Below are 24,346 nucleotides of genomic sequence, written 5' to 3'. Positions count from 1 at the left end.
TTTTATCTAAACAAAGCGAAGAGCATCAGCAACTGAAAGCCTGGTTGCTTTAAACGCAGGATAAATACTTGAGGCTACAGCGACACCCAACGCTATCAGAAAGGTTTCAACAATCATCGATTGTTCAATAATAATTCTTATAGGGTAACTTTGACTGCTACCAGGCGGTGTCGGCATCATCCAACCTGAATGATTAAGCATCTCGGCTCCAAACCATCCACACGCAATACCTAAGGTGCTACCAATCAATCCAATAATTGCTGCCTCAGATAACAGCAAATTCATCACACTCAGAGGTGTTCCACCAATTGCACGAATGGTTCCAATTTCTCGAGTCCGCTCCATAACAGCCATTAACATCGTGTTCGCGATACTCAAAGCGACAATAAATAACACAATAATTTTGATAAATTGAAAAATACTATTAAATAATCCGACCACTTCGTGGTAGTAACCCGCCAGTTGGGACCAGGTACGCATTTCAATATTTAGATCATGTTCTTCAAAAATTTGCTCAAGCTTTTGAAAGACTTTATCGGTGTCGTCGGTGTTGTTTAATAACACAACCATTCGACTCACTTTGTCGGTATATAAAAGCTCTTGAATAAGAGATAAGTTGGCACGAATAAATCGAGCGTCAACTTCTCTGACACCAGTAGAAACAACGCCTGTTACCTGAACATCAATTGCATTAATTGCACCATCAGCTGTAGACGATAGAATGGTTAAATACTCTCCAACATTAGCGGACAATCCATTGAATAATCCATCCCCCACTAAGGAACCGTAAGTGTCATCAGAAAAGAGATCATCCCCCTGTTTTAAAGAAACCGCAGAGCTCAATAAAGCTTCTTTATCAGGAACGATTCCTTCACCAACCACGGCTACTGATTGTGAGCCATTACTAATTAATCCATTAAAGTTCAACCGCTCGGTTACAAGCAAAACGTCAGCGTCGGCTTCGAGAATATCTTGTACTTTTGATACTGTTGTCGAGTCCAGCAAATATTTTTCTGGTTCTGATGCACTATTTTTATTATATCCTTTCGCGTAAATCTGAATGTGCCCAAGTTGAGAATGAATCAAATTTTCTCTCATTCCTTGATACATAGAGTTAATAAAACCAGCAAATAATATAAGCGCCGTACAGCCAAGAATTATCGCTGACAAAGTAATTAAACTACGGCGATAATTGCGAAAAACATTAAGTAAGGCCATTTTTTGATTAAGTAACACGTCATAGCTCCGATAGTGCGCTTTTTGACTTTTCCGACCAAGGTTTCATGTCACTGGATGACAAGGATTGGTAAATCTTACCGGCCTTATCCTCATCTTCGTTTTTGACATAAGCCATAGCGAGATAAAACTGAATCATGGCAATAAAGCTTTTATCCTGGATGTCTTTTGTATGGTTTAAAACCATAGTTAAATCTTCAACAGCTTTATCGGCACGATTTAAAAATTTTGGCATACTCGCCTGTGCAATGCCACGCTGCATACGGGCACCCATGTGTTCAGGATTCTGTTTTACTGCAGAATCCATCAGTCGCATCCCCTTTCTCGAATAGAGTAAAATCTTGGAATAGTTATCGTTAAAAAAACTTGATAAGTAAGATGTTAATGCACCGAAAGCTGCCTGAATCTCTGGGTCATCTTTAATCATTTTAATCTGAGACTTGATAGTGCCGTATTCTTTTAAAACAGCGTCTCTTTCAGACTCAGGAATATCATATACCTGAATCATTTTTATTAAGGCATAAGTTTTCTGGTCTAACTCGCTAGCATTACTTAGATCTATTTTATTAACAAACTCTTTTCGTAACTCGTCAGTACCAGGAATAATTGTTGGCGCAGTTACTTCCGCATAAACATTGCTTAGCAACAATAGTAAAAAAACAAAAATATTTTTAATCATAGGGTAGTTTCCAAAACACTATTTTTTTCTATTCTTTCGGTCGACATTAACTCTTCGACTTCCTTAGATACCATTCCTTTCATCTTTCCATCAGCCATCTCATAGCGCTCAGTTGCGTAAGGATTGAAGTCGTCATGATGTGTCGCAATAACAAATGTCACTTTACTCTCAGCATTTAATTCGGCGAGAAGCTCTACAATCGTATCAGATGTTTGAGTATCCAGATTGGCCGTAGGTTCATCGGCAAAAATAACGTCTGGTTTACTTACAATTGCTCTTGCTATTGCGACTCTTTGCATTTGACCACCAGACAGCTGAGCTGGGCGATGATTATGAAAATTAGCTAATCCAACCCGCTCTAAAGCATCCATACCTTGCCTACGTGCATCACCAACTCCTAACAAACTTAATGGATAGCAAACGTTCTCTAATGCAGTAAAAACCGGCAATAAATTAAAGTTTTGAAATATAATTCCAAAATGGTCTCTTCTTAACAATGTTCTCTTTCGCTCAGACATAGTCGAGAAGGACTCATCGTTAAAATACAAGCTACCTGAAGACACAGGTTCGATCCCGCTTAAAACGTTTAATAATGTACTTTTACCACTGCCACTTTTGCCGTGAATGACAATAAAAGATTGCTGAGGAATATCAATGCTCACTTCATTCAAAGCTCGCAATTCATTTTCTCCCAGTTTGTATGACTTACTAACGTTGGTAGCTCGTAATAACATCGAATTTATTCCTTCGATTGACCAATAATTTCTTTGCATTGCTTAACAGAACTCTGAGGACAACCACCACTGCTGGCAATTTGATCGATGTAATATTCGTATTTATTTGAGAAAACATCGTCGTTTTTAGTCTCTTCAGATTTTATTTTATAAGCATTAGCTAATGCGACATACATATGTTGATAAACATCGTTAGGTAAAACTTTCTGATTCTCCACTTGTGGCATGACCCACTTTTCGTCCTCGAAAACGGTTTCAAAATCATTGTTAACATCACCAAGATAACCAAAGGTAATAAGCCGATTTATCCTAACCAGAAGATTACCTTCATCCGCCTCAACGGCTCGATTAATTCCATCAATAGCTTCTTGTAATTTAAATAGTTTATATACTCCCATCGATAAATCGATCATAGCGCCAGCCCTTTTACTCTCATTAGCATAATAAAATGCTTGCACCATTGGATCTGAAGGGTAAAGCTCAAAAGCTTTTTCAAGTACTTCATGTGCTTTATCAATCAAGTTATGATTTGAGTACAAAGAACCTAGGTAAACTAATGCTTCTTTATCTGCTGCGTCTTCTTTCAACGATAGAATATATTCTTTTCTAAGTTGTTCTTCAGTATCACTGATTTCAACAGGCTCAAACTTGATAGGCGCAGCTCCAGAGAGCCACGCAATCGTATTACCGATAACAAATGAAATAAGAACAAAGATAGCAATTTTTTTTAACATAATTTTCTCCCGTTATAGAACGACTGAGTTTTCTATTAATTGCTGATCCATCTCTCTCAAAGTCGTATTTTCGTCAAAAACAAGATTTTCTGGATTCATTACATCCGGGTAGAGTTGCTCACATATTAAAATAACTTCTACAATATTTAGTGAATCGACACCTAACTCAATTAATGGTGTATCACCATCAACTTGGTCTTTATTCAACATTTGAGCTACTTGAATTTGTAAATCACCTAAGTTTGACTCTACGATCTCAGACATAACACTTCCTCTTTCATTATTATTAATGTTTAACGACAACTTTTTATTTCACTAAAACCCACTGATTCATCCGTATTAAATAATCAACTGACAATAGTGATACTGCAAAACTTTCACAAAATACGGGATCTAATTTTCGTTTTTTAATTACACCGGCAGATAGCATAGGCGCCAAATTAAACCAATCATTCACTCCCCCAGGGACACCATGCCAAAACAAACGCTGCATCGCTTCAAACACATTGAACGGTGGTTTATCTTCAATATTAAACACTGGCTTTTCGTCTAATTCATTTTGGCTACAATCGATTTGCTCATGAACCACAGTATTTGAATAATCAGCACTCATCTCCCTTATGTCGCTCAAGAAATTGGGTAGATAGTAACGACAGGTAAACCACTCATTAAACGACTTGTACCTTGCGCCATATTGATCAAACTCATTAATCAGACGTTGTTTTTTATCTGATAAATATCCTTCAAGTTCTCTCTTAGTGATCTTCTTTTTAAGAATTGGATTAATCAAAGAAAGCTTATCGTCATAATCTAAAACATGGACTTCATCCACTACTTCATTAATATTAAAACTGATTTGGTTCGTATGATTTTTTATTGCTATATAGAGTTTATTGGCAATAAAGTAGCTGGTTGGTAAACCGAGGCTTCTTGCTAGTTTTGGTATGTAATTAAAAAAGCTATTTTCTATTGAAGAACTACCAACCTCAGGTTTCCAGTCGATACGACAGGTAATAGACGGATATTTTTTAAACCAATTTTTTTCACTAATAAAAGAATGTTCACTAACTTTCTTCAATAACTTATTTGTTGAAAAGCAAATCATTTCACCTGGTGATAGCTGATCTACATTATTGATCAATGTTGCCCTATCAGTGTTGATACCGAAGAACGTTTTTTCTAAAACTCGAAATATGTTGCATTCTGCGCCTCGTTGATTTATCCAAACATTGAGTCGATCAGATACTTTCAGTTTCGACGAGCTATCACTGTAATAAATAGGAAATGAAGAACTCTCACTTCGAAAAAAAGCTAAATTTGATTTATCAGAATCAAAAAATATGAAGGAAAAATCGCCCTTAATCTTATCAACAATCGATACATCATTATTCAATAATAGACTTATCATTAGCTCTCTATCGCTACACGAGTCTTTTTGCTGCGCTAAATAAAGTAGATCTTCTCTATTATTAATCACGCCCCAAAAAATACATTGAGAGTCTTTTGAATGAGGCAAAGTTAATTCGAACTCAATATTTTTCGGCCAGGCTTTTGATTTCGATGACCCTTCGGTATTCTTGACTAAAGGTTCCAACACTTCCATTACGCAGCCCTCCTTTCTGTTGAAGATATACCTTTCAACCAGTCACCTAATGTCTTACCTGCTCCTGAAATAACGCTCATATGATTGAGTCTCGGTAGAATTTCAAAGTGGCTGAATGTATTTGGTTTGACGTACCAAGAATAAAGCATCTCTAATGCCTGACTCGAAATCACATCGTCATTATCACCAACACAGAAAAAACTGGGAACATTAATAGAACTCAGTAGTTCTGGATAATTGCGAACACTATACCCTTGAAGTAACCTGAAACTATACGACATAGCTTCATTAGGAGAAGCTTGAACAACCGCTGGGAAGTTCAATACTTTTAATTTTCTGAAAAAGGGTATAAACAAAGCAATTAGAAACTTCCAGCGACTTAGCTTAGGTAAATACCTCCCAGCTTGTTTAGGCATTTGTCGAAAATAGGGACGGCGACGAGCATATTTAATTCGGTAAACAAAGTCACCTTTTGATTTGTCATACCGGCTGGTCTCTGAGAATTCCATCATAGTTGGCGATAACGAGAAATATGCAGTGATTTTATCGCAACCGAATTGATTTAAATAACGTAGGGCAATGAGTGAACCACCCGAGTGACCACCTAGTATAATAGGAACTTTTGATTGAGTTGATAAATGCTCAATAAGATTTCCCACATCTTGCTCAAGTTGGCCGACATATTCAATATCACCTGGCGCACCACCCGATTCACCGTGGCCTCTCCAGTCAGGTAGACACACATTATATCCACTACGATTGATCAACCTGGCTAATGTTGTATATCGAACACTTGTTAAACTGCTCCCGTGATAACAAATCACCGTGCCTTTTGCGTTATCTACAGGAAACCAACGGTAGGCAAGTTTTGTATCATCTGAATGGAAATACTCAATACTCATTCGGAGAGCTCCATAATCATTTTGTTTAATTTCTTGGTATTTGAGGATTCAAAAAGTTTGAAAATATTTACCCATGAGTAATTTTTTTGCCAGTGAAAGTACAAGTTCGAAATATCTCGAAAATCTTTAGATGGATATTTCATATAGTTGCTCAGACGATCGACAACCAATCGTGTCGTTGATTTAAACTCAACGATAGTTTCAAGTTCACTTTGAAGATCAAATGTTCTTCGGTTAATCGAACCAAATTGTGTTTTTGTTTTACAGCTAGTTGCATTACCAAGAAGTAGTAGGCCAACTCGGCCTCCACCGCCTAAAGTCATTAATAGCAAGGTTCGGTCACTTGTTTCATATTCTGGCAATCGTTGTAATTCAAATATGGGCTTTAAACTCAGATAATGGTGATGGTCTATTTCATAACTAGGAAGCCAACTTTCACTTTCCAATCCATCAAGTAATGAGTCAGACCAGCTTGAGCATATGGAAAACGACACGACATTACCCGTTAACTCAGCATCACTAATTTTATGACGTAAGTTGCGCAACATTGCTTGAGCGGACTGAATACCTAGAGCTTGACTCAAAATTTGCGTGTCCAAGACAACCCACTGACTATTATCCGACTCCTTTTGTAAAACCATCAATCCCACACAAGGTTTTACTGTTAAACCGCCTTGCGCTGGTAAATTACCAACACCAACTGCATTAAGACATTCCTGCTGCAATTCTCGATTACATTCCAGAGACAGAACTAAAGCACTGTCAAACGTAGATTCGCTAAATGCTAAGAGAGCGGCATGAATACTTGTACAGGCAGCTCCAACAAATTCGATAGGAACATTGTGCGATTCTAGCCATAAAACAAACTGCCTTACCTCTTCATCAAAAAATACATTTAATTCACCAGCAGACACTAAATAAATGACGCTTGGCATTTCATTCAGCTGATTAATGTCATTCTTTAATGCATCTATAGCACTTTTTGAATGACTGGTTTGTTTTGCCCAATATCGATGAATATACATAAATTATCGCGACTTAACGCCAACAGATGAGAGATATTCTTTTAAGGGCCTAAATGCATCAGGATCTTTAATGTTATGCATTCGTAAATGGATGCTATTATCGCCAGTTTGCAGTCGAAACCGACAAATATGGTCATCAATAACCAAAAACCGTTTATCAGATTTAACTAATCTCGCCTCTTCATCAGTAATATCTTGAAGCATAAAAACTCGATCATTTAACAGAGGCTTTGGTAATCTTCCTCCACTAGGCATCGAAACTGAAACTAAAATCTGTTCCAAATCTAAATTTGAATTTAATGCGACATCAACCAGTCCAGCGAGCATTTCAAAATAATCTGAAAAACTAAGGAGAACTCGAGTCTCATTTGCTGGCAAATCTGCCATAACAGTAAAGTCATGCTCATTGAATAAAGGCATCATTCGAGCTTGCGCGAGAGTGGGTCGATTAGGAAAAGGAGTTCGTTCCAAATCGCCAATATAATGTTGAATACTTGACGTCATATCAAATTACCTTCATGTCGACTAAAATGAAAACGCGTATTAGGGCTTATATTTATCTTTGCCAAGCAGTAATAGCCATTTAGTGCAATAGAACATGCTAAAACAGAATGATTTCTTTCCGCAGGTTGCTTCATACCTTCATCAATGATCGCTAACCAAGGGTCACTCCCAAAACAATGGCCATAATCATCATGTTTATCAGGTAATCGTTTGCTATTTGCTAGCATTCGATCGAATACGGTTCGAATATGTTCAGGAAAAAAGGGTAGAGACAAAGGACAATCGGGCTCTTTAGCCGACCAACGGCGAACAATAGTTGCAAACTCAGCAGTAGAGTTATAAGTTGTCGCGCACCCAGTAATGACATCATCTTTACTGTCACCCACAGCTTCAAGCAGCAAAGTACAAACACCAAAACCAGAGTCGCCCCAATTCTCGTTATGCTGCCAAAACTCTAGTCCCAACAAATTCGCATCGACTATAGTGACAAGCATTAAAGGATTGTCAGACTGATTTAAATAATAACGTAATGAGTAGCCCCAGGAAGCACATTCATAAGCATTAACGAAAGATCTTGGTAGAGCTGAGTGAGATGATGCGAACTCTTTTGTTAATGATTGCCAATCAATTGCTCCAGAAGTAAACGGCATCTCTATCATGGTTGAGCAAACGAAGTGTCGTGCTATTCGCTCTTGATCCACAATTTCTAAATCCTCTATAACATCGAGTGTTTGGTCTTCAACTTTTTTAAGTACCGCCTGACTCAGTCCTTCAAGGCTGTAGTTTTCTGCAAATAATTGTTGTGGTAATGAATGAAAAACAGCTGTTCGTAATTCGAGACTCATAATCTGCGCCCTCGTTGCTTTTTATAGATTTCGTACAGGCAACGATATGAACTCCCTTCCATTTTTGTAAACGCCAACAAATCTCGCTGATCGAAAATTGAAGGGGAACATCCCTGTAAGACCAAGTCCAATAATAGTTCGTTACTAGCAAACTTTAGTGCCAGTACACTATCAACAGAATGTACGGAAAATACAGTATCATCAATGATTGACTGTGCTACGTGCTTTAAGTACTCAATACATTCTTGATGTGACTGTTTCAGATCAAGTCTTTTTTGATTTTTCAAATAATCTAAATAGTTCATTAAAGACAGAACAAATCGAGGTCTGCATAAAGTTAAAAAACGGTTGACGGCACCTAACCCTCCTTTGAGTAGTAGATCTTCGTCTGAAATATCGATAAGTCCTTTTACATTGCCCAATTGAAGGTCACCATCAAGAAAGCTCTTACCTATTTTTTCACTGGTTAACTGCGATGCTCGTACAGGATCAACAAGAACAGTTACTGGATAAGGCTTTCCTTGTTGCTTAGCGACCAGCATCAAAAAACCTAAATTATGAGCCTCTATACCCCATTTTTTTGCAACCTTTAACTGAGTCCCATTTTCGGTTTTTACGATTTCTGTTTTCCATTGGTCCAATGCAGCGCCGCCCATATCTGTCATCAAAAAATGACCAAAGATTCCGTCATCAACCCATTGCGTTACTGCGTCCTGCTGCTTTTCGTTCGCGGAAAGCTGCAGCATGATTGAGCCAAACAATCCTATAATGTTGTGAAAATGTTTTCCGAAGCCATCCTCTTTAATGGCACTAACCAATTCGTCAATTACAAATTGCTGTTCAAACTTCGGTAAAGACTGTTGTACGCTGGAGGGCTTTAAAGGACTAATTGGTTCAAATGAATCCTCAATAATTATTTCTGAATCAATCAATCGAGTCGTAGCGCACTCCAAAATGGAACGCATTGATTGAGGTATCGACTCTCTATCATTTATTAAATCACTTATGTACAAAGAGAATATGGATTGTGTACTGATGTTAGTCATTGCCTACTCCACTATATATGCTTGTGCTTTTGGTAAACTTAGGAAATCACCTAAGGTGTAACTTTCGTTATAAGCACCACAATGACTAAACAATAACCCATCACCAACTGCCGGCATTACACTGATATTATTAATAGCACCAATAACATCATCTCGATTACAAGACGTTCCAACAATGTAAGCTTTTCCAGTTCCGGTCTCTTTGTCGTTATCGGATTCGTAATCATTAGAAGTCAAGATCATAGGCTCTTCATAACGCCGAAAACTGTTTTCCGTTTTCGCAAGTAAGAAATTTTGTTTCATCCCACCATCGGCAATTATGTAAGATTGATCTTCGATTTGTTTAACTGAGCGAACACGGGTTAGAAAATAACCCGCAGAGGCCATAATAGCTCTTCCCGCTTCATGAGAAATTTCGATGTGTTCAGGAATTTCCTGAAGGAGATTACGATAAGCATCAAAATCAAAATCAGAAAGTTCTGGTTGATTATCAAAACCGCCTCCCAAATTTATCATTTTAATGGGGTAACCCAGCGATTTCTCAAATTCATAAATGATTTTTAAAACTGCAGTTACAGAGGACATGGCAGTTTTCACAAAAGTGTTAGAACCTTTAAAAAGATGAAATCCTTGAACTTCAATATTATTATCATTGGCCCATTTGAGACAGCGCTTGGCAGTTTCCCAGTCCATGCCAAAGTGATCACTACGTACTGATTCGTGTTCCGGCATAAATGTCTTAAGTACACAACTATTGAGCCTGAATAAGACAGGGTTAAGAGGTCGTTTACCAATAAACTCTCCCAGCATATCGAGCTGCTGTTCATTATCAATAATTATTGTTGCCTTTGAACCTATAGCTGCGCGCATAGTTTGTTTATCCATGGAGGGATTATTAATAAACTTAACACCATCACCACCAGCAATAAGATTCAACTCGCCTACAGAAGCGACTTCAATTCCGTCGGTAAACAAGTGACCGCAACGAACCAATAAATCGACACAATGATTAGCTTTTAAAGAATAAACGAGGTTTGTTCCTAATAGATTTTTTAACGTTAAAAAATTCTTTTCCACCCCTGACACACTGTACAAATAACAAGGTGTTTGAAAATTCCTAGGCTCTTCGCGCCACATTAACTTAATATTATCTAGAGAGTGAGTCATAAGCTATTCTTCCATTACCAGTTTTTTTAATTGGTTCTTATCAATTTTGCTGTTAACTGTTAGTGCCATTTCTTCGACAAACCGAACTTCTCGCGGTAAATAATCGTTATCGATGGTTTCTTTCAGCCAATGCTTGATCGCTGTTTGAGCTTCTTCACTGTTGTCACACAATTGAATAAACATTAACGCAGTTTCATCGCCATACCTATCGGTTGAGCCAATGATGGCGCAGAGACTAACATTAGCGTGTTGCTCGACTGCGCTCTCAACTTCAACGGGATATATACAAAATCCAGCTTGTTTAATTAATTCTTTAGTGCGCCCTTTAAAATAAAAAAATCCGTCTTCGTCGTAGCAAAATAAGTCTCCTGTTGCCAACCAGTTATCGTCACGATAATCGCCGCTAATAATTCTTGCACCACCACCTGAATGACTTTTCCGGTATGACTGCATAACGCCACTACCACGTACGAATAATTCTCCCACTTGGTAAGGGTCTGCTTCGACATAATTACCTTCACCAGACTCAATAAACACTCTCGCATCCAGTCCGGGGATCGGTTTACCGACAGAACCCATTTTTGCGTTCCATAATTCGGGCTCAAGATATAAAGCTCGTTTACATTCGGTCAATCCATACATAGAAAAGATTTGTAACTCGGGGCAGTGCTTTTTCCACTCACGTATCGTCGACTCTGATAAGTGTCCACCTGTGTTGGTAAGCTTTCTCAAAGTAGCTAATTTACCCTTAGCAATTCTTGCGACCTTGGAAACTGCTGTAGCCATTGCTGGTACAATGGGTATTAATGTGATGGAGTGCTTCTCGATATTCGCAATAACTTTCATAGGATTAAACTGACCTTGATACAACACTAATGAACAGTCATTAGCTAGTGCAAACAACAGTTGATAAAGTCCATAGTCAAACGATAACGGAGACAATCCTAAAATGACTTCTTCAGTATCAAGCCGCAAATAATGACTGATTGAATTTAATGAAGTAATGACATTATTGTGAGTCAACATAATGCCTTTAGGAATCCCGGTACTACCAGAAGTATAAATAATCAAAGCTAGATCGGAACCAGTAACACGATGAGGTTGTCGTAATTCAAACTGTGACAACTCAGGTTTGAAGCCACCATTACTAATCCAGTTTCCCTCTTTCCAGATTGCTTTTGCATTACTATCGTCAGCAATTACTTGCACTGAGTCCATAGCCATATCAGACTTTACAGGAACAACCACAAGTCCGGCGTTCCAGCAAGCCAAAATCATTGAAACTGAATCAATAGAGTTATCAACGAGTAATACCACTTTCTCGCCATAATTAAATCCTTTTTCATATTCATCAATATCACGGGAAGCCTCAATCAACCCCTGTTTGGATAACTCCCTTGAATTATCATCGGGAATTATTTGACCTTTGTATTGATCATCAACTACTTTCGAGTAGAGTTCTGATAACGAAAATATTCTCATCTTAGCCAACTCCATGTTTAATTCTTATGCTAATAGCTCTTCTGGCAAAAATGTTTTTTCAGATGCTATAAGTGCGCTATTGTCTTCACTTTTTATAATCTCAGCAATTGAGTAGATTTCCGCAAGATGATTCTTAATAAAGTAGGACGCGGAAGTAATCTTGGCGTGATAAAACTCTTTCATCTCTTCAGATAACTCTTTATTTTGAAGATTTTCATGAGCAATATAAGCTGATTCAAGCAATAACCAGGACAAAGTTACTTGGGCCATCATATGCAAAAAGCGAGTTGAAACTCCGAAAATCATCTCCATTTTTTGTTGCTTTATCCACAATCCAAACAACTCATGAACTTCACACAATACAGAATGTGCGTTAATTAAAGACTGAAGTTCGGTTTGTAAGTATTCTTTATCTTTTTGCTGCGAGACAAACTCGTTAATATGTTTGCTGTATAATTTGAGAAGCTTTGAGTCACGTCCCATTGCTAGCTTGTCTCTAACCAAATCGGCAGACTGAACAAAGTTGGTCCCTTCCCAAATAGATAATACTTTAATATCGCGAGCGTATTGTTCAACCGGATGATCTGAAATGTAACCATGTCCACCGTAAACTTGTATTGCTAACTCGGCAACACGCCACGCTTGATCGGACGTATATGCTTTTACTATGGGAGTTAGCAAATTTACCATTCCTGAATGTTCATAATGGTATTGACGCCATTCGGCATTTTTATCTTTACAATCGGCGTTATCTGCTTCTAAGGTTGAAGCCATACTATGATGATAAGAAAGCTTAATGATTAACGCTCGACATCCTTCAACTTTTGACTTCATCTCCAGAAGCATTCGCCGCACATCAATATGATTAATAATCGGTACGCGTGGCGCTTTTGCATTAAATGATTGTCGTATATCGGTACCTTGTAATCGAGACGTCGCATATTCAGCAGCATTAAGATAAGCGCTTGATGCCATACCAAGTGCGTATACGCCAGTGGCTATACGAGCAAGGTTCATCATAGACATTAGCTGATAAAGACCTATGTTCTCCCTGGAACCCAATAATTGACCATAACATTCTATTTCTTCACCAAATTGCAAATGCGCCGTTGCACAGCCATGGAGCCCCATTTTTTCTTCGAGCCGTAGACAGCGAACTCCGTTATCGGAGCCATCATTATTCTTGCGAGGAACTATAAAGCAGCTCAATCCGGATGTTCCTGCAGGCGCTCCCTCTACACGAGCAAGAACGATATAAACGATGTTTGATGTTAGATCATGCATACCGCTGGAAATAAAAATCTTTTCGCCCTGAATTCGATAGCGCCCATCATCTTGTTTAATGGCTTTCGTGCGTAGCCGCCCAATATCACTGCCAGCTTCCGACTCTGTCATACATAAACACGCCGAATATTCTGCATTGGCTAGCTTAGAGCAATAAGTCTCTTTAAGTTCATCACTGCCGTATTTATCAATAAGATATAGCGCTGGATTACAAAATCCTGAATAAATCATAAATGAGGGATTAGCGCCCATTAAAATTTCATTTACCGCCTGACCTACAACATAGGGAGCACCTAAACCTCCATACTCCAGAGGCGATCCTAAGGGATTCCAACCTGCGTCTTTAAACTCATTCCATGTTTCAACAAAAGCCTCCGGTAACTTTACCGTTCCATCTTTATTGAGAATACAACCCTGCCGATCACCTTGTTGATATGACGTGCCTAAATATTGCGTTGAAAATGATTTTGCGTGCTCTAACAATCCATCGATATCTTCGCGAGTAAACTGTTGAAAGAATTCGTGACGTAATAAAGTATCTTGTACCTTAAACTGTTCCCAGAGTAGAAATTGAGTATCTCTTACATCGACTTTGAATACATTTCGATTGATCATAATCCGACAGCCTTTTCTTATTATATTATTTAAGCGGTTTCCAACTCTTCCTCAACTAACTTTACAGCCTGCATCATATAGTCTTCATCCAGACCTCTGCAGAATTTTAAAAATATTGGGACAACAAATGGCATCTCGATATATTCAGATTTATCTACCCACAGTCGGTTGGCAAACTTTTGAATTTTATTTAACTCGTCTTGCTCTATGTTTTTATCAAGTACTTGAACGGCAATATCATCTGTAGCGAATGATTCTGTTGTTATTTCAACTGCGATTGAGTAGTCAAATTTTTCCATTAGCTTGTCAGCTAATGACTGCGACAATTTAATTAAAAGTTCTGGTAGATCGTCTAACGAATAACAAGGCTTATTTAAAATATCAATAAAGGTAAGATTTTCCTGAACGATTCGTCGATAACTAAAGTCCTTAAGATTTAACTTTACACCCGTAACATATAAAAATGTGTAACTCCAAAGTTTAGTTCTTAAGTCAATTCGCCAGCCATCTCGATTTTTTTCGCCCATAGAAAAAACGAAATATTTATAAAGGTCGGCTCCCGAGTCGAAAAAACCAGTATCGTTTTCACGAAAATAGCGATCTTCTTTTTTGAGAATCTTTACGGTTTCTAATAGTTGCTTTTGTAATATTTTCTCAATTGCAAGATAACCTTTTCTTAGATGGTCTTTATTTTTCCAATAGGTCAAATCTCTGTAGTTACCTGCCATATAATCCCAAGCCGGCTCAATAAAGTATGCAGCTGTGTTGTAGGCTATAACTGGAGAGCATAGTTCTGCACAATCTAATATAGGATATGTATTACAAATATGTGCATACAGTAATTGATAAATACCATGCGCAACTTTATTCGATGTTTCAACAGGATCAGATGGTAGTGGCTGGCCAATGTCTTTATCAGAATGTATGTCATCGATAATTATGTCATGCAATAAATCATTCAATACCGCAATAACATCGCCCCCACCGCTGAATAAAGGATCTAGAAAAAATGCTGCAAAACCAGTGGCACCCCAACGCTCTTCGCTAATAAATTGATTCGCTCGATAAGCTAACTGTGGCCAACTTTCAAAGTCAACGAGTGAGGCACCATTCAAAAGTTGTGACAAGCCACGATGTTGATTTAGGAATTGGATAAAATCTTGGGCTTTGCGCGGTACAGATTTGACTCGTTCACGATCAGCAACAACACCAATACTTGTCGAGCCTCCACTTAATGGAATGACCCAAATCCAATATCCATCACCAGAAAAATGAATGGTCGATAAAAAGCGGCCAAATGCTTTACTCCGCCAACTTTCATCACCCATCGAATCAATATCTAAAACACCGTCAAAACGCCCCCAGGCGGAAGCATGCTTGGGAATATCATTAGAGTTGTGCCAATTTGCTTTTCCCGTAATTAAACGGCGGCGTCCACTAGCATCGATCACCCAACGTGAATGAACCGAATATTTTTCACTTCCAAGCGTAAATTCAATTTTGTGATCTCCATTTTTCAAGTCAACATTGGTGACCTTTGCGCCCATGACAACTTGAATACCGTCATCAAGATTCATCTTAACGAGATCACGTTCTAAAATAGCTCGGTCAATTTGAAATGCAGGGTGAGGAGGTATAGCCGTCGTTCCATGCTCACTCATTTGAGTCAATGGCAAATTATGATCGGGTGTGTCGTAAAAAAAGCGAAGTCCATTTTTAGGTAGGTGATTGCGATACATGTAATTGACCAGGCCCAAACGCTTTACAAAGTAATGACCTGTCAATTCAACCGTTGCTTCTCCAACCTTGGCTGAAAATTCCGTATTAGCTTCAAGAACTAATATTTTTAATTCACTGTCTGTGCGTCTAAGTTGACGAGCTAACGTCAGTCCCGCCCAACCACCGCCGACAATAACGACTTGATAATTGTCGTCTATACAACAAGCAACTTGCATATTTACCCCACGACAAAATAATTTGCGCAGAAGCTAAAACACTGCCCGTTTAAGTTACTACTCTATGATTAATCCATTAATCTACAACTAACTTAATGCTTTTGTGTAAAGCAACTTTAACTACCGGACGTATCTATTGCTGATACTTATCCGACCTCTCCGTTGATGGTTCTAGTAAACGACAAGTAATTACCAAGGGTCAAGAGTAAAAAATGATGGGCAAGTTGTGTATGCAACTTGCTTAAACCGATAGTTAGAAAAGATTATTACGTAACTTAACTACCAACTAACTGTGTCAAAATTGATTAGATTTTTTTACCTATGCAGATAACATTTATAACTCATTATCTCTATACAAGAAGCACAAAGAAAATTGCAACATCTGACAAATAAAAGCTGTATATATAGTTTCAAAATGAAGTATCTAGTATCGAAATAAAAAGATACAAGTTGCGACAATGACCTTTTATAAGGATAAGTTTTTTTATTATCTCATTGATGGTTTTATTCGGAGGATATTAATTATATTTCACATAAAAGGCCGAGTAAAAGCACACTTTTCACTCAAATCATCTACCTTTGCAATATAGAAGCAATGTCTATTTTGATCGAATAGTTCATCATTTTATTTCAATATATCTCATCAAATTCCAGATTTCTCTAACCACTAATTGAGATTTTAAACAAGCTTTACTCTACAAATCAGAGAACAAGTGTATATTTTTCTACTGAAAGATTCCTACGAAAGTAAATACGATAATGCTCGACAAATAGAGCTTATATGAGGTTTTAAAGAGGAAGACAAATAGATAGTGGGCATCAAAATATGCCCACCTTTATAATAATGACGAATAGTTTATTCAGTCTCTATTTATTTTGAAGGCTACTTAGCAATTAAGTCAATTGGGCTGAATCTAGACTCTAATTTTTCGCTACAAAGTAAAGACTCAAGATGCTCTTGTGTCATTTCAAGTCTCTCTCGAGAATATACAGGCTGATTTACAGCTGGATATTCGTATTCTCCAATTTCAAATGACAACCAATGAGAATAAAGCATCCCATCCTCTACCCAGTAATCAAAAACAGTCCTTCCTTCTAAAGGAAAATCTGAAGAGGATAGATCTGGCGCTCCGTCATATTCAGCCCAATAAAGAACGTTTAAATAAGACTGGGCATCATACTCATACCATAGAGCGAAAGTGCCTTCTGAAACATAAGTAAAATCACTCACACGCGTGTTATAACATTCATTCTCATCATCATATACGTATAACGTGTATGTGCCTTCTTCGATTTGACGGAAATTTCCGATCGAATTACCATCTTGAGGATTTTTCCAAAAGCCAACAATTTCTGCCCAAGGATCATCATTTCCTGAATCATCATTTCCTGAATCATCATTTCCTGAATCATCATTTCCTGAATCATCATTTCCTGAATCATCATTTCCTGAATCATCATTTCCTGAATCATCATTTCCTGAATCATCATTTCCTGAATCATCATTTCCTGAATCATCATTTCCTGAATCATCGTTTCCTGAATCATCGTTTCCTGAATCATCGTTTCCTGAATCATCGTTTCCTGAATCATCATCAACCGGATCGGTAATATCGGTGCCTGATTCTGTTGTATTTCCAGAGCCGCTGCTAGGACACCCTGTTAATAATAGCGAAAATAAAAACGTAAATAATATAGAACGGACTAACATTTAATTAACTTCCTGTGGAACCAAAATAATCTCAGCGCGAAATATACAAGAAAAAACGATAAAACCTCAGTGAAAATTACCAACATTAAGATTCCATCCTTAATTTATACTTTTCAAATAAAATCTTTAACCTATTGTTTTTTAAGTAACTATCTTAAGATTATTTAACTCACTAGAGAAAATTAGGTAATTTTCACGTATTCTAATCCCATGAAATCACCTCCCTTAAAGCTGGCCCTCAGTTTACATGACAAGCTCAATAGTCCGGCTTTTGAGTATGATCAGGTATTATTTAACGACTCAATAATACAGATAGATTTAAGCCACATGGATTAATAAAATGAATTTAAACGAAGCTACAATGAAAAAGAATAATAAAGACCGGAAACAAAAAAGCGACCCAGAGGTCGCTTCAAAAGAAGTACGGATTAACTAACATTAAGTTAGTAACAGTGATTATGTCACTAAAAGTAATAAGTAACCGTCAACTCAGTTTCTTTGACGTCGGTTTTATCAAATTTGTAACTGTTAAAATTAAATCCTAACTCAATAATACTCATATTGTAAGCAAGGCCAAGTCCCCATGCGAAATCACTATCCGATGCATTGGATGTTGTCGAGGTGTGCTCCCATCGGTTTCTCCAATCGTCATATTCACTCAATGTGGTTTCTGAATCGAATTTCCAATCTAAATAACCAACTTCAGCATTGAAAGTAAATGAATCATCCAAAGGCAAGCTGTAGACAAAACTAACGTTTCTTGAAGTCAACGTAGATTCAGTGGAAATCCTTGTTGAATCATTTATGCGGGCAGAATCGTCGTATTCACCGAAATCTTTAACGCCAAACTTCACAGTAAAGTTTTCATTCATTTTATATCCGAATTCAAATCCAGTTGCAGAATCAGTATTCGCCGCGCTGTCTTGGACTTCTGTATAGCCGCCATTTAAAGACACAAAAAATCCAGACTCCGCCTGTAAACTACCGGCAATCAGTAAACATAAAGGGGCTAACAAACGTTTCATAACAATCTCCTTAAAATAAAGTAATCGAGCTCCTAAAAGACAGCGCGCATTATGGAGATAGCCTCAGACTATTGAAAGATTGTTACTTTTCAATTTTCCGACATCATGTTTAACCTGTGCGACATACAAAAACTTTGCTAGTAATATCAATAAATTGCCTTCCCTTTTTGACTCTCTGGATCGTTCTGTCTAGGTTGAAGCTTCATTAATTGGCCTTAAAATTCAATCCTCTCGCATGCGACATCCCTGAATGTTATTTCCGCTTCATAGCAGTTTGTTTAATACATCGAATTGATTAAGTATTCATCTAAAACGACCTATAGAACCCTAACCTCAAACTCTGCGTTCACTCACTGTTGAATGAGTTGTTAACAGGAAAAGTATCTAAGCCAAATATTAACAATTCCCAGATTTAAATTACTCACAAAATGCGAAGAAAATCCTAACTATTTGTTTAATAAAGATTTTAATTCCGACCAAGAAGTTAAAAGTGTGACACCTGCATCGTTGTAACTGGGTATTATTTACGAGATTTAAGCCCCTATCTCATGTATTATCTCGCTCTGAAATTATCTAGCAGGTATTAGCTATCATGGACAAGTTGTTAAAGCTTAGTTTTGCTCTTTTGTTACTATCGAGTACGGTCAACGCAGATGTCCTATACTCTTCAGGATCTTCTAACTACATTTTTACAGGATGCAATGACTGTGAATACGACGATCAATTTATACAGCATGCAATTTCAAAAGCGGAAAGTAATTACAACTATTTAATTGATGCTCCGCAAGTTCAAGAAACCTACGTAGTTGCCAATTTAAGCAGCGACCAAATGTTTGGTAATTACAAAACTGTACTAATTACGAAAACAGCTAATGTGGCCAACTCTACCTACAATGTTTCTGGCCAAGTTACCAACACGCCCTATGCAATTACTTCTTTGTATGTGCAATATCTTAACGATAAAAGAGAGTTCGTGAACCATCAATATTATCGGTTTTATGGAAGCCAAGCTCCCATTGGCACAGTTGACAATGTATTAAGTGGCTTTTCTACCTCACAAAATTGGGCCGCCAATCCAGATTTTACGCAAGACATACAGATTCAACTTAACCAATTTGTGCGAAACAGCTCTTTTAATCCTTTTAAGTTTGCTAACTCTCCAATGGCTGTCGAAGTAAGAACAGGTGATGGATATACTGCTTTATTGATTAAACAGTCCCATGAATTTTTTGCTGAATGGAAAGTTGTTTACGCAGACCTACCAGTAAATACTTATAGTCACTTATGGCATAACGACCACCCAGTCTATGACGCATCTGGCAACGTATTAACTTATGATTTTAACCCAGCGTACATGACTTGCTTTAACTCAACACAACGAGAAGTATGTCGAGAAGTTATTAATGGAGAGCCTACTGGAAATATCTTTTATCGCTCGACAATTATTGTAGGTAGTAACCCTGCAACGAAGCCACCACCACCAGCAGGATGTCCGGTGAATAACCCCAGTTGTAGGCTGCAAAATCAAGAGAGAAACCCTCTTTTGCCTCCGATTATGCCGCCTCCAATACAGTTACCGGGATTCTAATTAGTTTGTGAAAATCAATAACTTGAACTAGTATTTTTAACATATTAGTTCAAGTTACCCCTCTGCATGCTACCTCGCTTTAAGTTTGATTTACTTAATTGCTTATTAACCTTAATCAAGGTTGCAGCTTTCTTTGCCTTTGCTTTGCACTCACCTTTAAGTCATTCAATACTAACTCCAACGTTAAAGTTCAAGCACTTAAAAGATCAGTTATCACAAATCTCGATCAATGATATAGAAAAAGATAAGCTAGGGCTCATCTGGATTGCAACGAATTCAGGACTCAATCGCTTTGATGGTTACAGCGTTAAAACTTATCTATCGCAGCAAGGAAAATCAATAAAGCTCTACACAACGGAGGACCAAGATCTCTATGCCCTTACTTCTTCAGGAGTATATTTCTATGATATCGAAAAAGATGTCTTTACAGAATCACCTTACGATGCACTTTTAGATAATGCATATTCTGGCACTACTGACCTAATTATAAATAACGGAATGCTCTACTTATCGACTGATGACGGAGAAGTACTTCAAGTTAACGATAATTCGATCATACGTTTCAGTCTAAATAGTAGCATTCCAGATAAAAACCATGTTAATCATCCGTACAAAATTTATTTGGATAAGAGTGAAGATGTTTATATCGGTACTCATTATGGGTTGTGGAAAAAGCAAAGTAACGATAATAACTTCCAACTTATTTCAGAAACGAAGAACTTGACGATTCGATCAATTACCTCTCTCAATAATGACGAACTTGCGTTAGCTACTGAAGATGGTTTATTTATATTTAATAAACCTAGTAATAAAGTTAAAAAAATAAGCTTTAATAACAGCGAATTAAAGAAAGAGAATCGGCTTCGAGACGTCATTAAATCAGATAATGATACACTATGGATCGCCAGCTTTAATGGACTCATTAATTACAACTATTTAAATGATAAAGTCTATTTCTATCAAAACATACCCAGTGACTCATCGTCATTATCATCAAACCTTATTAATCAGTTGTTTTTCGATAATAATACTTTGTGGGTCGGAACAGATGCATCCGGCCTAGATTATGTCTCTTTAGATACAAAAGAATTCGGTCTTTATCAATCTCAATATCAAGACAATGAATGTTTAAGTGGCAATACAATTTACGCTATAGAAGGACAACATAACTCTCTTTGGCTTGCTGTGTGGGAAAAGGGTATTCATAAGATAAACTATGGCAATAATTCTTGTGAACTGATTGAGAAAACGAACAGTGAAAACTCTATAACAAGCAACTACGTAATTGCATTGGAGTCAACAGAAACTGATTTGTGGATCGGACAATCAGGTCGCGGCCTTAGCCGCCTAAATATAGAGTCAAATAAAATAACTAACTTTCAACAAGAAACTAGTAACCCGAACAGTCTGGTTCATCAGGATGTCTTTGCAATCAAAGAAGGTGGAGATAAAAATATTTGGATTGGTACTCTTTATGGCCTTTCTAAATACAATACTGATAAGAATTCATTTACAAACTTCCGAGAAAACGATAGTGACTTACACAGCAATCAAATTTTTACTTTAGAGATAGATAGTAAAAATCAATTATGGTTTGGCACCAAAAACGGTATTGACCTATTTGATATTCAAAATAATACTTTTACCCGCTCAGAGTTGCCCGATACAATTAAAGCATTAACGACTGAAGTTTATTCGTTAAACGTAAGTAAAAATGGAGATATGTGGATAGGTACATTAAATGATGGTTTATGGCGTATAAGCAAAGACAATGAAGTAACTAGTTGGAATAAAAGTAATGGTCTACCAGATAATACAATTTACAATATAAAAGAAGATTCATTCGGTGATATATGGGCTACGACAAACAAAGGTATTTTTAGACTAACCCCTAATAGCAATAGGATCATAGCTTATACAGCGGAGCTAGGCCTGCAGGCAAATGAATTTACCACTGCAGGCTACTTCTCAGAGAATGATAACTCCTTGTATTTTTCAGGAACTGAAGGCTTTAATAAAATTGATATAGAAAACATAAGACAAGACAACAAAAATAAGAAACCTTTGATATCAAAGTTTTTAATCGAGAATCAGGAGTATGAAATTGCAAAGAATTTAAAAATATCAAATGGAAAAGCCATCGGCAGCACGAATAAAATTGAGCTCGATTACACTTTTGACTTTATTGGTTTTGAATTTATTTCTACCGACTATTATTTCTCAGACATCATAAAATATCGATATAAGCTCAGTGGCTATTCTGAACGTTGGATCAATACAGACTCTAGTAATAGAGTTGCTACTTTCACAAATTTACCCCACGGAAACTTTCGGTTATTGATCGAGGCCTCGGACCGATTTGGCCAATTTAATGGCCCCACAACTGAGCTTAACATTCTAGTTAAGCCACCATTTTGGTTGACATGGTGGGCAAAAGTCTCATATTTATTAGCTCTGTTAATAACACCCTATTTAATTTATTTATATCGCTCGAAAGCATTAAGAAAGAAAGCACGAAGCCTCGAAATCGCTGTTAAAAAGAGAACCGAGGAACTAACTAAAGAAAAGAAGAATGTTGAGCGATTACTCGCATTCAAAAATGAAGAGTTCGCCAATGTTTCTCATGAGTTTCGGACACCTCTCACTCTAGTTCTAGGACCATTAAAAAAGCTACTCGAAAACGAGCAAGAAGAAAGTAAGCGTCGTCGAATGATGACAATCAAAAACAATGCTTATCGCCTACTGAGAATGGTTGATCAGCTGATTTTTATGGAAAAGTTTCGATTTAAAAAAGAAGTCATTAAGAAATCGATCAATGTTTCAAAATTAGTTTCGGAGTACGTAACCAACTTCCGAGATCTTGCTGCAGAAAAAGGTATTACTATCAACCTATCCAGCGAGGACGAAATTTACTTTTCAAGTATGCCTGATGCTATTCAAAAAATAGTATTAAATTTAATTTCCAATTCTCTTAAATATACACAAAAAAATGGTGTTATCGATGTATCGCTAAGATCTATCGGCGAAGAGCAGTTTGAGTTTTCAGTAAAGGATAACGGCATAGGTATCGCCCCTGACATGCATGATAAGATATTTAATCGCTACACGAGAGTATTTGACGAACGTTCAGAAAAAGTAACTGGTGCAGGAATAGGACTATCTCTAGTTAAAGAGTTAGTTGAACATCACAAAGGAACAATCCGTCTTGATAGTCAACTAAATGAAGGCTCTTGTTTTTACGTAACTTTACCCAAATCACTGCCAGAAGAGTCTAGCAAGAAAAATGAGTATAGCAATTCTATCGACGACTCTATTGATGAATTGTTCGATGTTGAGCTTGAGAACTTGAGTTCTCAAATTACCGCTGAAAAAGATAACCTAGAAAATACAGAATATGATGAAAGTATTGAATCAAACAAACTCACCGTACTAGTTATCGACGACAATCCATCTATAAGATCGTATTTAAAAGAAATTTTGCAAGAAGAGTACAATGTCTTGACATCAGAGGATGGTAAAGCAGGTATAGAAATGGCGGAAGAGCATATTCCCGATTTAATAATTTCGGACATTATGATGCCATCGTTCGATGGTTACCAAGTAACCGAAACTCTCAAGTCAAATATTCTTACTAGCCATATACCTATAATCTTGCTCACTGCACGAGGGGATACAGAATCTCGCCTTAAAGGTTGGAAAATAAATGCTGACGAGTATCTTACAAAACCATTCGATGAGCATGAATTAAAGCTTAGGGTTGGTAACCTTCTGTCAATAAGACGATTAATTCAAACGCGATACGCTGCAAGCACCTCTGAAATAGCTAGCCCAGATTCACCAGAGTCGTCCCAAAACGTAGAAGAGGAATTCAGTACTGTCGATAAACGATTTATTGACGAGTGCGAAGCCATTATTGAAAAATTCTATCAGGATAATCAGTTCTCCTCGCAAAGACTATCTAGGGAAATAGGACTTAGTGATCGTCAGCTTCAAAGAAAGCTCAAAGGATTAATTGGTCAAAGTCCGTCAGACTTCATTCGTAACTTTAGATTAAGAAGAGCGAAAACTGCATTATCGGAAGGTTTACCGATTAAAGCGGTCGCCTTTGACCATGGCTTTTCGTCAGTATCGTATTTTTCTCGTTGCTTTAAAGCTTACTTTGGTGTGACGCCGGGCCAAAGTATCGATCAGTAGTCGATTAAATCATTAAA

Annotated in this window: 19 protein-coding genes; 2 read left to right on the top strand and 17 right to left on the bottom strand. The window is 37.4% G+C overall.

Translation table 11 applies throughout. The annotated features are described in order from the left end of the window. Nucleotides 1–6: 6 nt before the first annotated feature. The 17 genes from FAX86_RS08500 to FAX86_RS08420 all read right to left on the bottom strand — a co-directional run bounded on the left by FAX86_RS08500 (nucleotide 7) and on the right by FAX86_RS08420 (nucleotide 18,547). Nucleotides 7–1,236: an ABC transporter permease gene (locus FAX86_RS08500; RefSeq protein WP_246128525.1), complete on the bottom strand. Its 1,230-nt coding sequence runs from the start codon at nucleotides 1,234–1,236 to the stop codon at nucleotides 7–9. A gap of 1 nt (nucleotide 1,237) precedes the next feature. Further along, complete coding sequence (locus FAX86_RS08495) at nucleotides 1,238–1,915, bottom strand: hypothetical protein (protein WP_144392898.1); 678 nt, start codon at nucleotides 1,913–1,915, stop codon at nucleotides 1,238–1,240. Further along, nucleotides 1,912–2,649: an ABC transporter ATP-binding protein gene (locus tag FAX86_RS08490; RefSeq protein ID WP_164503513.1), complete on the bottom strand. Its 738-nt coding sequence runs from the start codon at nucleotides 2,647–2,649 to the stop codon at nucleotides 1,912–1,914. The genes FAX86_RS08495 and FAX86_RS08490 overlap by 4 nt, the downstream gene beginning before the upstream one ends. A 5-nt stretch (nucleotides 2,650–2,654) precedes the next feature. After that, a complete protein-coding gene (locus FAX86_RS08485; protein ID WP_144392896.1) occupies nucleotides 2,655–3,383 on the bottom strand; it encodes a tetratricopeptide repeat protein in 729 nt (242 codons plus the stop codon). Between the two features lie 12 nt (nucleotides 3,384–3,395). Further along, complete coding sequence (locus FAX86_RS08480) at nucleotides 3,396–3,647, bottom strand: phosphopantetheine-binding protein (RefSeq protein WP_144392895.1); 252 nt, start codon at nucleotides 3,645–3,647, stop codon at nucleotides 3,396–3,398. 43 nt (nucleotides 3,648–3,690) lie between these two features. Next, on the bottom strand, nucleotides 3,691–4,986 hold the full coding sequence (locus tag FAX86_RS08475) for a hypothetical protein (protein ID WP_144392894.1): 1,296 nt from the start codon (nucleotides 4,984–4,986) through the stop codon (nucleotides 3,691–3,693). Next, nucleotides 4,986–5,888 (bottom strand): alpha/beta hydrolase, encoded by a 903-nt coding sequence (locus FAX86_RS08470; protein WP_144392893.1) that lies wholly within the window; start codon nucleotides 5,886–5,888, stop codon nucleotides 4,986–4,988. Before FAX86_RS08470 ends, FAX86_RS08475 begins: the two co-directional genes overlap by 1 nt. Further along, nucleotides 5,885–6,913: a hypothetical protein gene (locus tag FAX86_RS08465; protein WP_144392892.1), complete on the bottom strand. Its 1,029-nt coding sequence runs from the start codon at nucleotides 6,911–6,913 to the stop codon at nucleotides 5,885–5,887. The genes FAX86_RS08470 and FAX86_RS08465 overlap by 4 nt, the downstream gene beginning before the upstream one ends. Before the next feature lie 3 nt (nucleotides 6,914–6,916). Then, complete coding sequence (locus FAX86_RS08460; RefSeq protein WP_144392891.1) at nucleotides 6,917–7,417, bottom strand: hypothetical protein; 501 nt, start codon at nucleotides 7,415–7,417, stop codon at nucleotides 6,917–6,919. After that, nucleotides 7,414–8,262 (bottom strand): hypothetical protein, encoded by an 849-nt coding sequence (locus FAX86_RS08455; RefSeq protein WP_144392890.1) that lies wholly within the window; start codon nucleotides 8,260–8,262, stop codon nucleotides 7,414–7,416. The genes FAX86_RS08460 and FAX86_RS08455 overlap by 4 nt, the downstream gene beginning before the upstream one ends. Next, nucleotides 8,259–9,308, bottom strand: a complete 1,050-nt coding sequence (locus tag FAX86_RS08450) for a hypothetical protein (RefSeq protein ID WP_144392889.1) — start codon at nucleotides 9,306–9,308, stop codon at nucleotides 8,259–8,261. Before FAX86_RS08450 ends, FAX86_RS08455 begins: the two co-directional genes overlap by 4 nt. A gap of 3 nt (nucleotides 9,309–9,311) precedes the next feature. Beyond that, nucleotides 9,312–10,475 (bottom strand): type III PLP-dependent enzyme domain-containing protein, encoded by a 1,164-nt coding sequence (locus tag FAX86_RS08445; protein ID WP_246128524.1) that lies wholly within the window; start codon nucleotides 10,473–10,475, stop codon nucleotides 9,312–9,314. Nucleotides 10,476–10,478: 3 nt separating this feature from the next. After that, on the bottom strand, nucleotides 10,479–11,957 hold the full coding sequence (locus FAX86_RS08440; protein WP_164503512.1) for a class I adenylate-forming enzyme family protein: 1,479 nt from the start codon (nucleotides 11,955–11,957) through the stop codon (nucleotides 10,479–10,481). 24 nt (nucleotides 11,958–11,981) lie between these two features. Then, nucleotides 11,982–13,856 (bottom strand): acyl-CoA dehydrogenase, encoded by a 1,875-nt coding sequence (locus FAX86_RS08435; RefSeq protein ID WP_144392887.1) that lies wholly within the window; start codon nucleotides 13,854–13,856, stop codon nucleotides 11,982–11,984. Nucleotides 13,857–13,885: 29 nt separating this feature from the next. Beyond that, a complete protein-coding gene (locus FAX86_RS08430; RefSeq protein ID WP_144392886.1) occupies nucleotides 13,886–15,811 on the bottom strand; it encodes an NAD(P)/FAD-dependent oxidoreductase in 1,926 nt (641 codons plus the stop codon). An 883-nt stretch (nucleotides 15,812–16,694) separates the two neighbouring features. After that, on the bottom strand, nucleotides 16,695–17,522 hold the full coding sequence (locus tag FAX86_RS22605) for a hypothetical protein (protein WP_246128523.1): 828 nt from the start codon (nucleotides 17,520–17,522) through the stop codon (nucleotides 16,695–16,697). A gap of 464 nt (nucleotides 17,523–17,986) precedes the next feature. After that, nucleotides 17,987–18,547 carry an outer membrane beta-barrel protein gene (locus FAX86_RS08420; protein ID WP_144392885.1) on the bottom strand — a complete coding sequence of 187 codons (561 nt, stop codon included), beginning with the start codon at nucleotides 18,545–18,547 and terminating at the stop codon, nucleotides 17,987–17,989. Nucleotides 18,548–19,139: 592 nt separating this feature from the next. Here FAX86_RS08420 and FAX86_RS08415 point away from each other — a divergent pair. After that, entirely contained in the window at nucleotides 19,140–20,135 is a 996-nt protein-coding gene (locus FAX86_RS08415) for a hypothetical protein (protein WP_144392884.1), read from the top strand. A 66-nt stretch (nucleotides 20,136–20,201) separates the two neighbouring features. After that, nucleotides 20,202–24,329, top strand: a complete 4,128-nt coding sequence (locus FAX86_RS08410; RefSeq protein WP_144392883.1) for a hybrid sensor histidine kinase/response regulator transcription factor — start codon at nucleotides 20,202–20,204, stop codon at nucleotides 24,327–24,329. Nucleotides 24,330–24,346: the final 17 nt, after the last annotated feature.

It is taken from the genome of Pleionea sediminis (assembly GCF_007570825.1).
GTDB lineage: Bacteria > Pseudomonadota > Gammaproteobacteria > Enterobacterales > Kangiellaceae > Pleionea > Pleionea sediminis.
Note: the sequence above shows the minus strand (reverse complement) of the source record. Positions and strands in the feature narration are given on the sequence as shown.

What these genes read in the sequence shown, in the direction of transcription:
- FAX86_RS08495 (WP_144392898.1), bottom strand. Translation starts at nt 1,915, where the DNA reads ATGATTAAAAATATTTTTGTTTTTTTACTATTGTTGCTAAGCAATGTT.
- FAX86_RS08490 (WP_164503513.1), bottom strand. Translation starts at nt 2,649, where the DNA reads ATGTTATTACGAGCTACCAACGTTAGTAAGTCATACAAACTGGGAGAA.
- FAX86_RS08485 (WP_144392896.1), bottom strand. Translation starts at nt 3,383, where the DNA reads ATGTTAAAAAAAATTGCTATCTTTGTTCTTATTTCATTTGTTATCGGT.
- FAX86_RS08480 (WP_144392895.1), bottom strand. Translation starts at nt 3,647, where the DNA reads ATGTCTGAGATCGTAGAGTCAAACTTAGGTGATTTACAAATTCAAGTA.
- FAX86_RS08475 (WP_144392894.1), bottom strand. Translation starts at nt 4,986, where the DNA reads ATGGAAGTGTTGGAACCTTTAGTCAAGAATACCGAAGGGTCATCGAAA.
- FAX86_RS08470 (WP_144392893.1), bottom strand. Translation starts at nt 5,888, where the DNA reads ATGAGTATTGAGTATTTCCATTCAGATGATACAAAACTTGCCTACCGT.
- FAX86_RS08465 (WP_144392892.1), bottom strand. Translation starts at nt 6,913, where the DNA reads ATGTATATTCATCGATATTGGGCAAAACAAACCAGTCATTCAAAAAGT.
- FAX86_RS08460 (WP_144392891.1), bottom strand. Translation starts at nt 7,417, where the DNA reads ATGACGTCAAGTATTCAACATTATATTGGCGATTTGGAACGAACTCCT.
- FAX86_RS08455 (WP_144392890.1), bottom strand. Translation starts at nt 8,262, where the DNA reads ATGAGTCTCGAATTACGAACAGCTGTTTTTCATTCATTACCACAACAA.
- FAX86_RS08450 (WP_144392889.1), bottom strand. Translation starts at nt 9,308, where the DNA reads ATGACTAACATCAGTACACAATCCATATTCTCTTTGTACATAAGTGAT.
- FAX86_RS08445 (WP_246128524.1), bottom strand. Translation starts at nt 10,475, where the DNA reads ATGACTCACTCTCTAGATAATATTAAGTTAATGTGGCGCGAAGAGCCT.
- FAX86_RS08440 (WP_164503512.1), bottom strand. Translation starts at nt 11,957, where the DNA reads ATGAGAATATTTTCGTTATCAGAACTCTACTCGAAAGTAGTTGATGAT.
- FAX86_RS08435 (WP_144392887.1), bottom strand. Translation starts at nt 13,856, where the DNA reads ATGATCAATCGAAATGTATTCAAAGTCGATGTAAGAGATACTCAATTT.
- FAX86_RS08430 (WP_144392886.1), bottom strand. Translation starts at nt 15,811, where the DNA reads ATGCAAGTTGCTTGTTGTATAGACGACAATTATCAAGTCGTTATTGTC.
- FAX86_RS22605 (WP_246128523.1), bottom strand. Translation starts at nt 17,522, where the DNA reads ATGTTAGTCCGTTCTATATTATTTACGTTTTTATTTTCGCTATTATTA.
- FAX86_RS08420 (WP_144392885.1), bottom strand. Translation starts at nt 18,547, where the DNA reads ATGAAACGTTTGTTAGCCCCTTTATGTTTACTGATTGCCGGTAGTTTA.
- FAX86_RS08415 (WP_144392884.1), top strand. Translation starts at nt 19,140, where the DNA reads ATGGACAAGTTGTTAAAGCTTAGTTTTGCTCTTTTGTTACTATCGAGT.
- FAX86_RS08410 (WP_144392883.1), top strand. Translation starts at nt 20,202, where the DNA reads ATGCTACCTCGCTTTAAGTTTGATTTACTTAATTGCTTATTAACCTTA.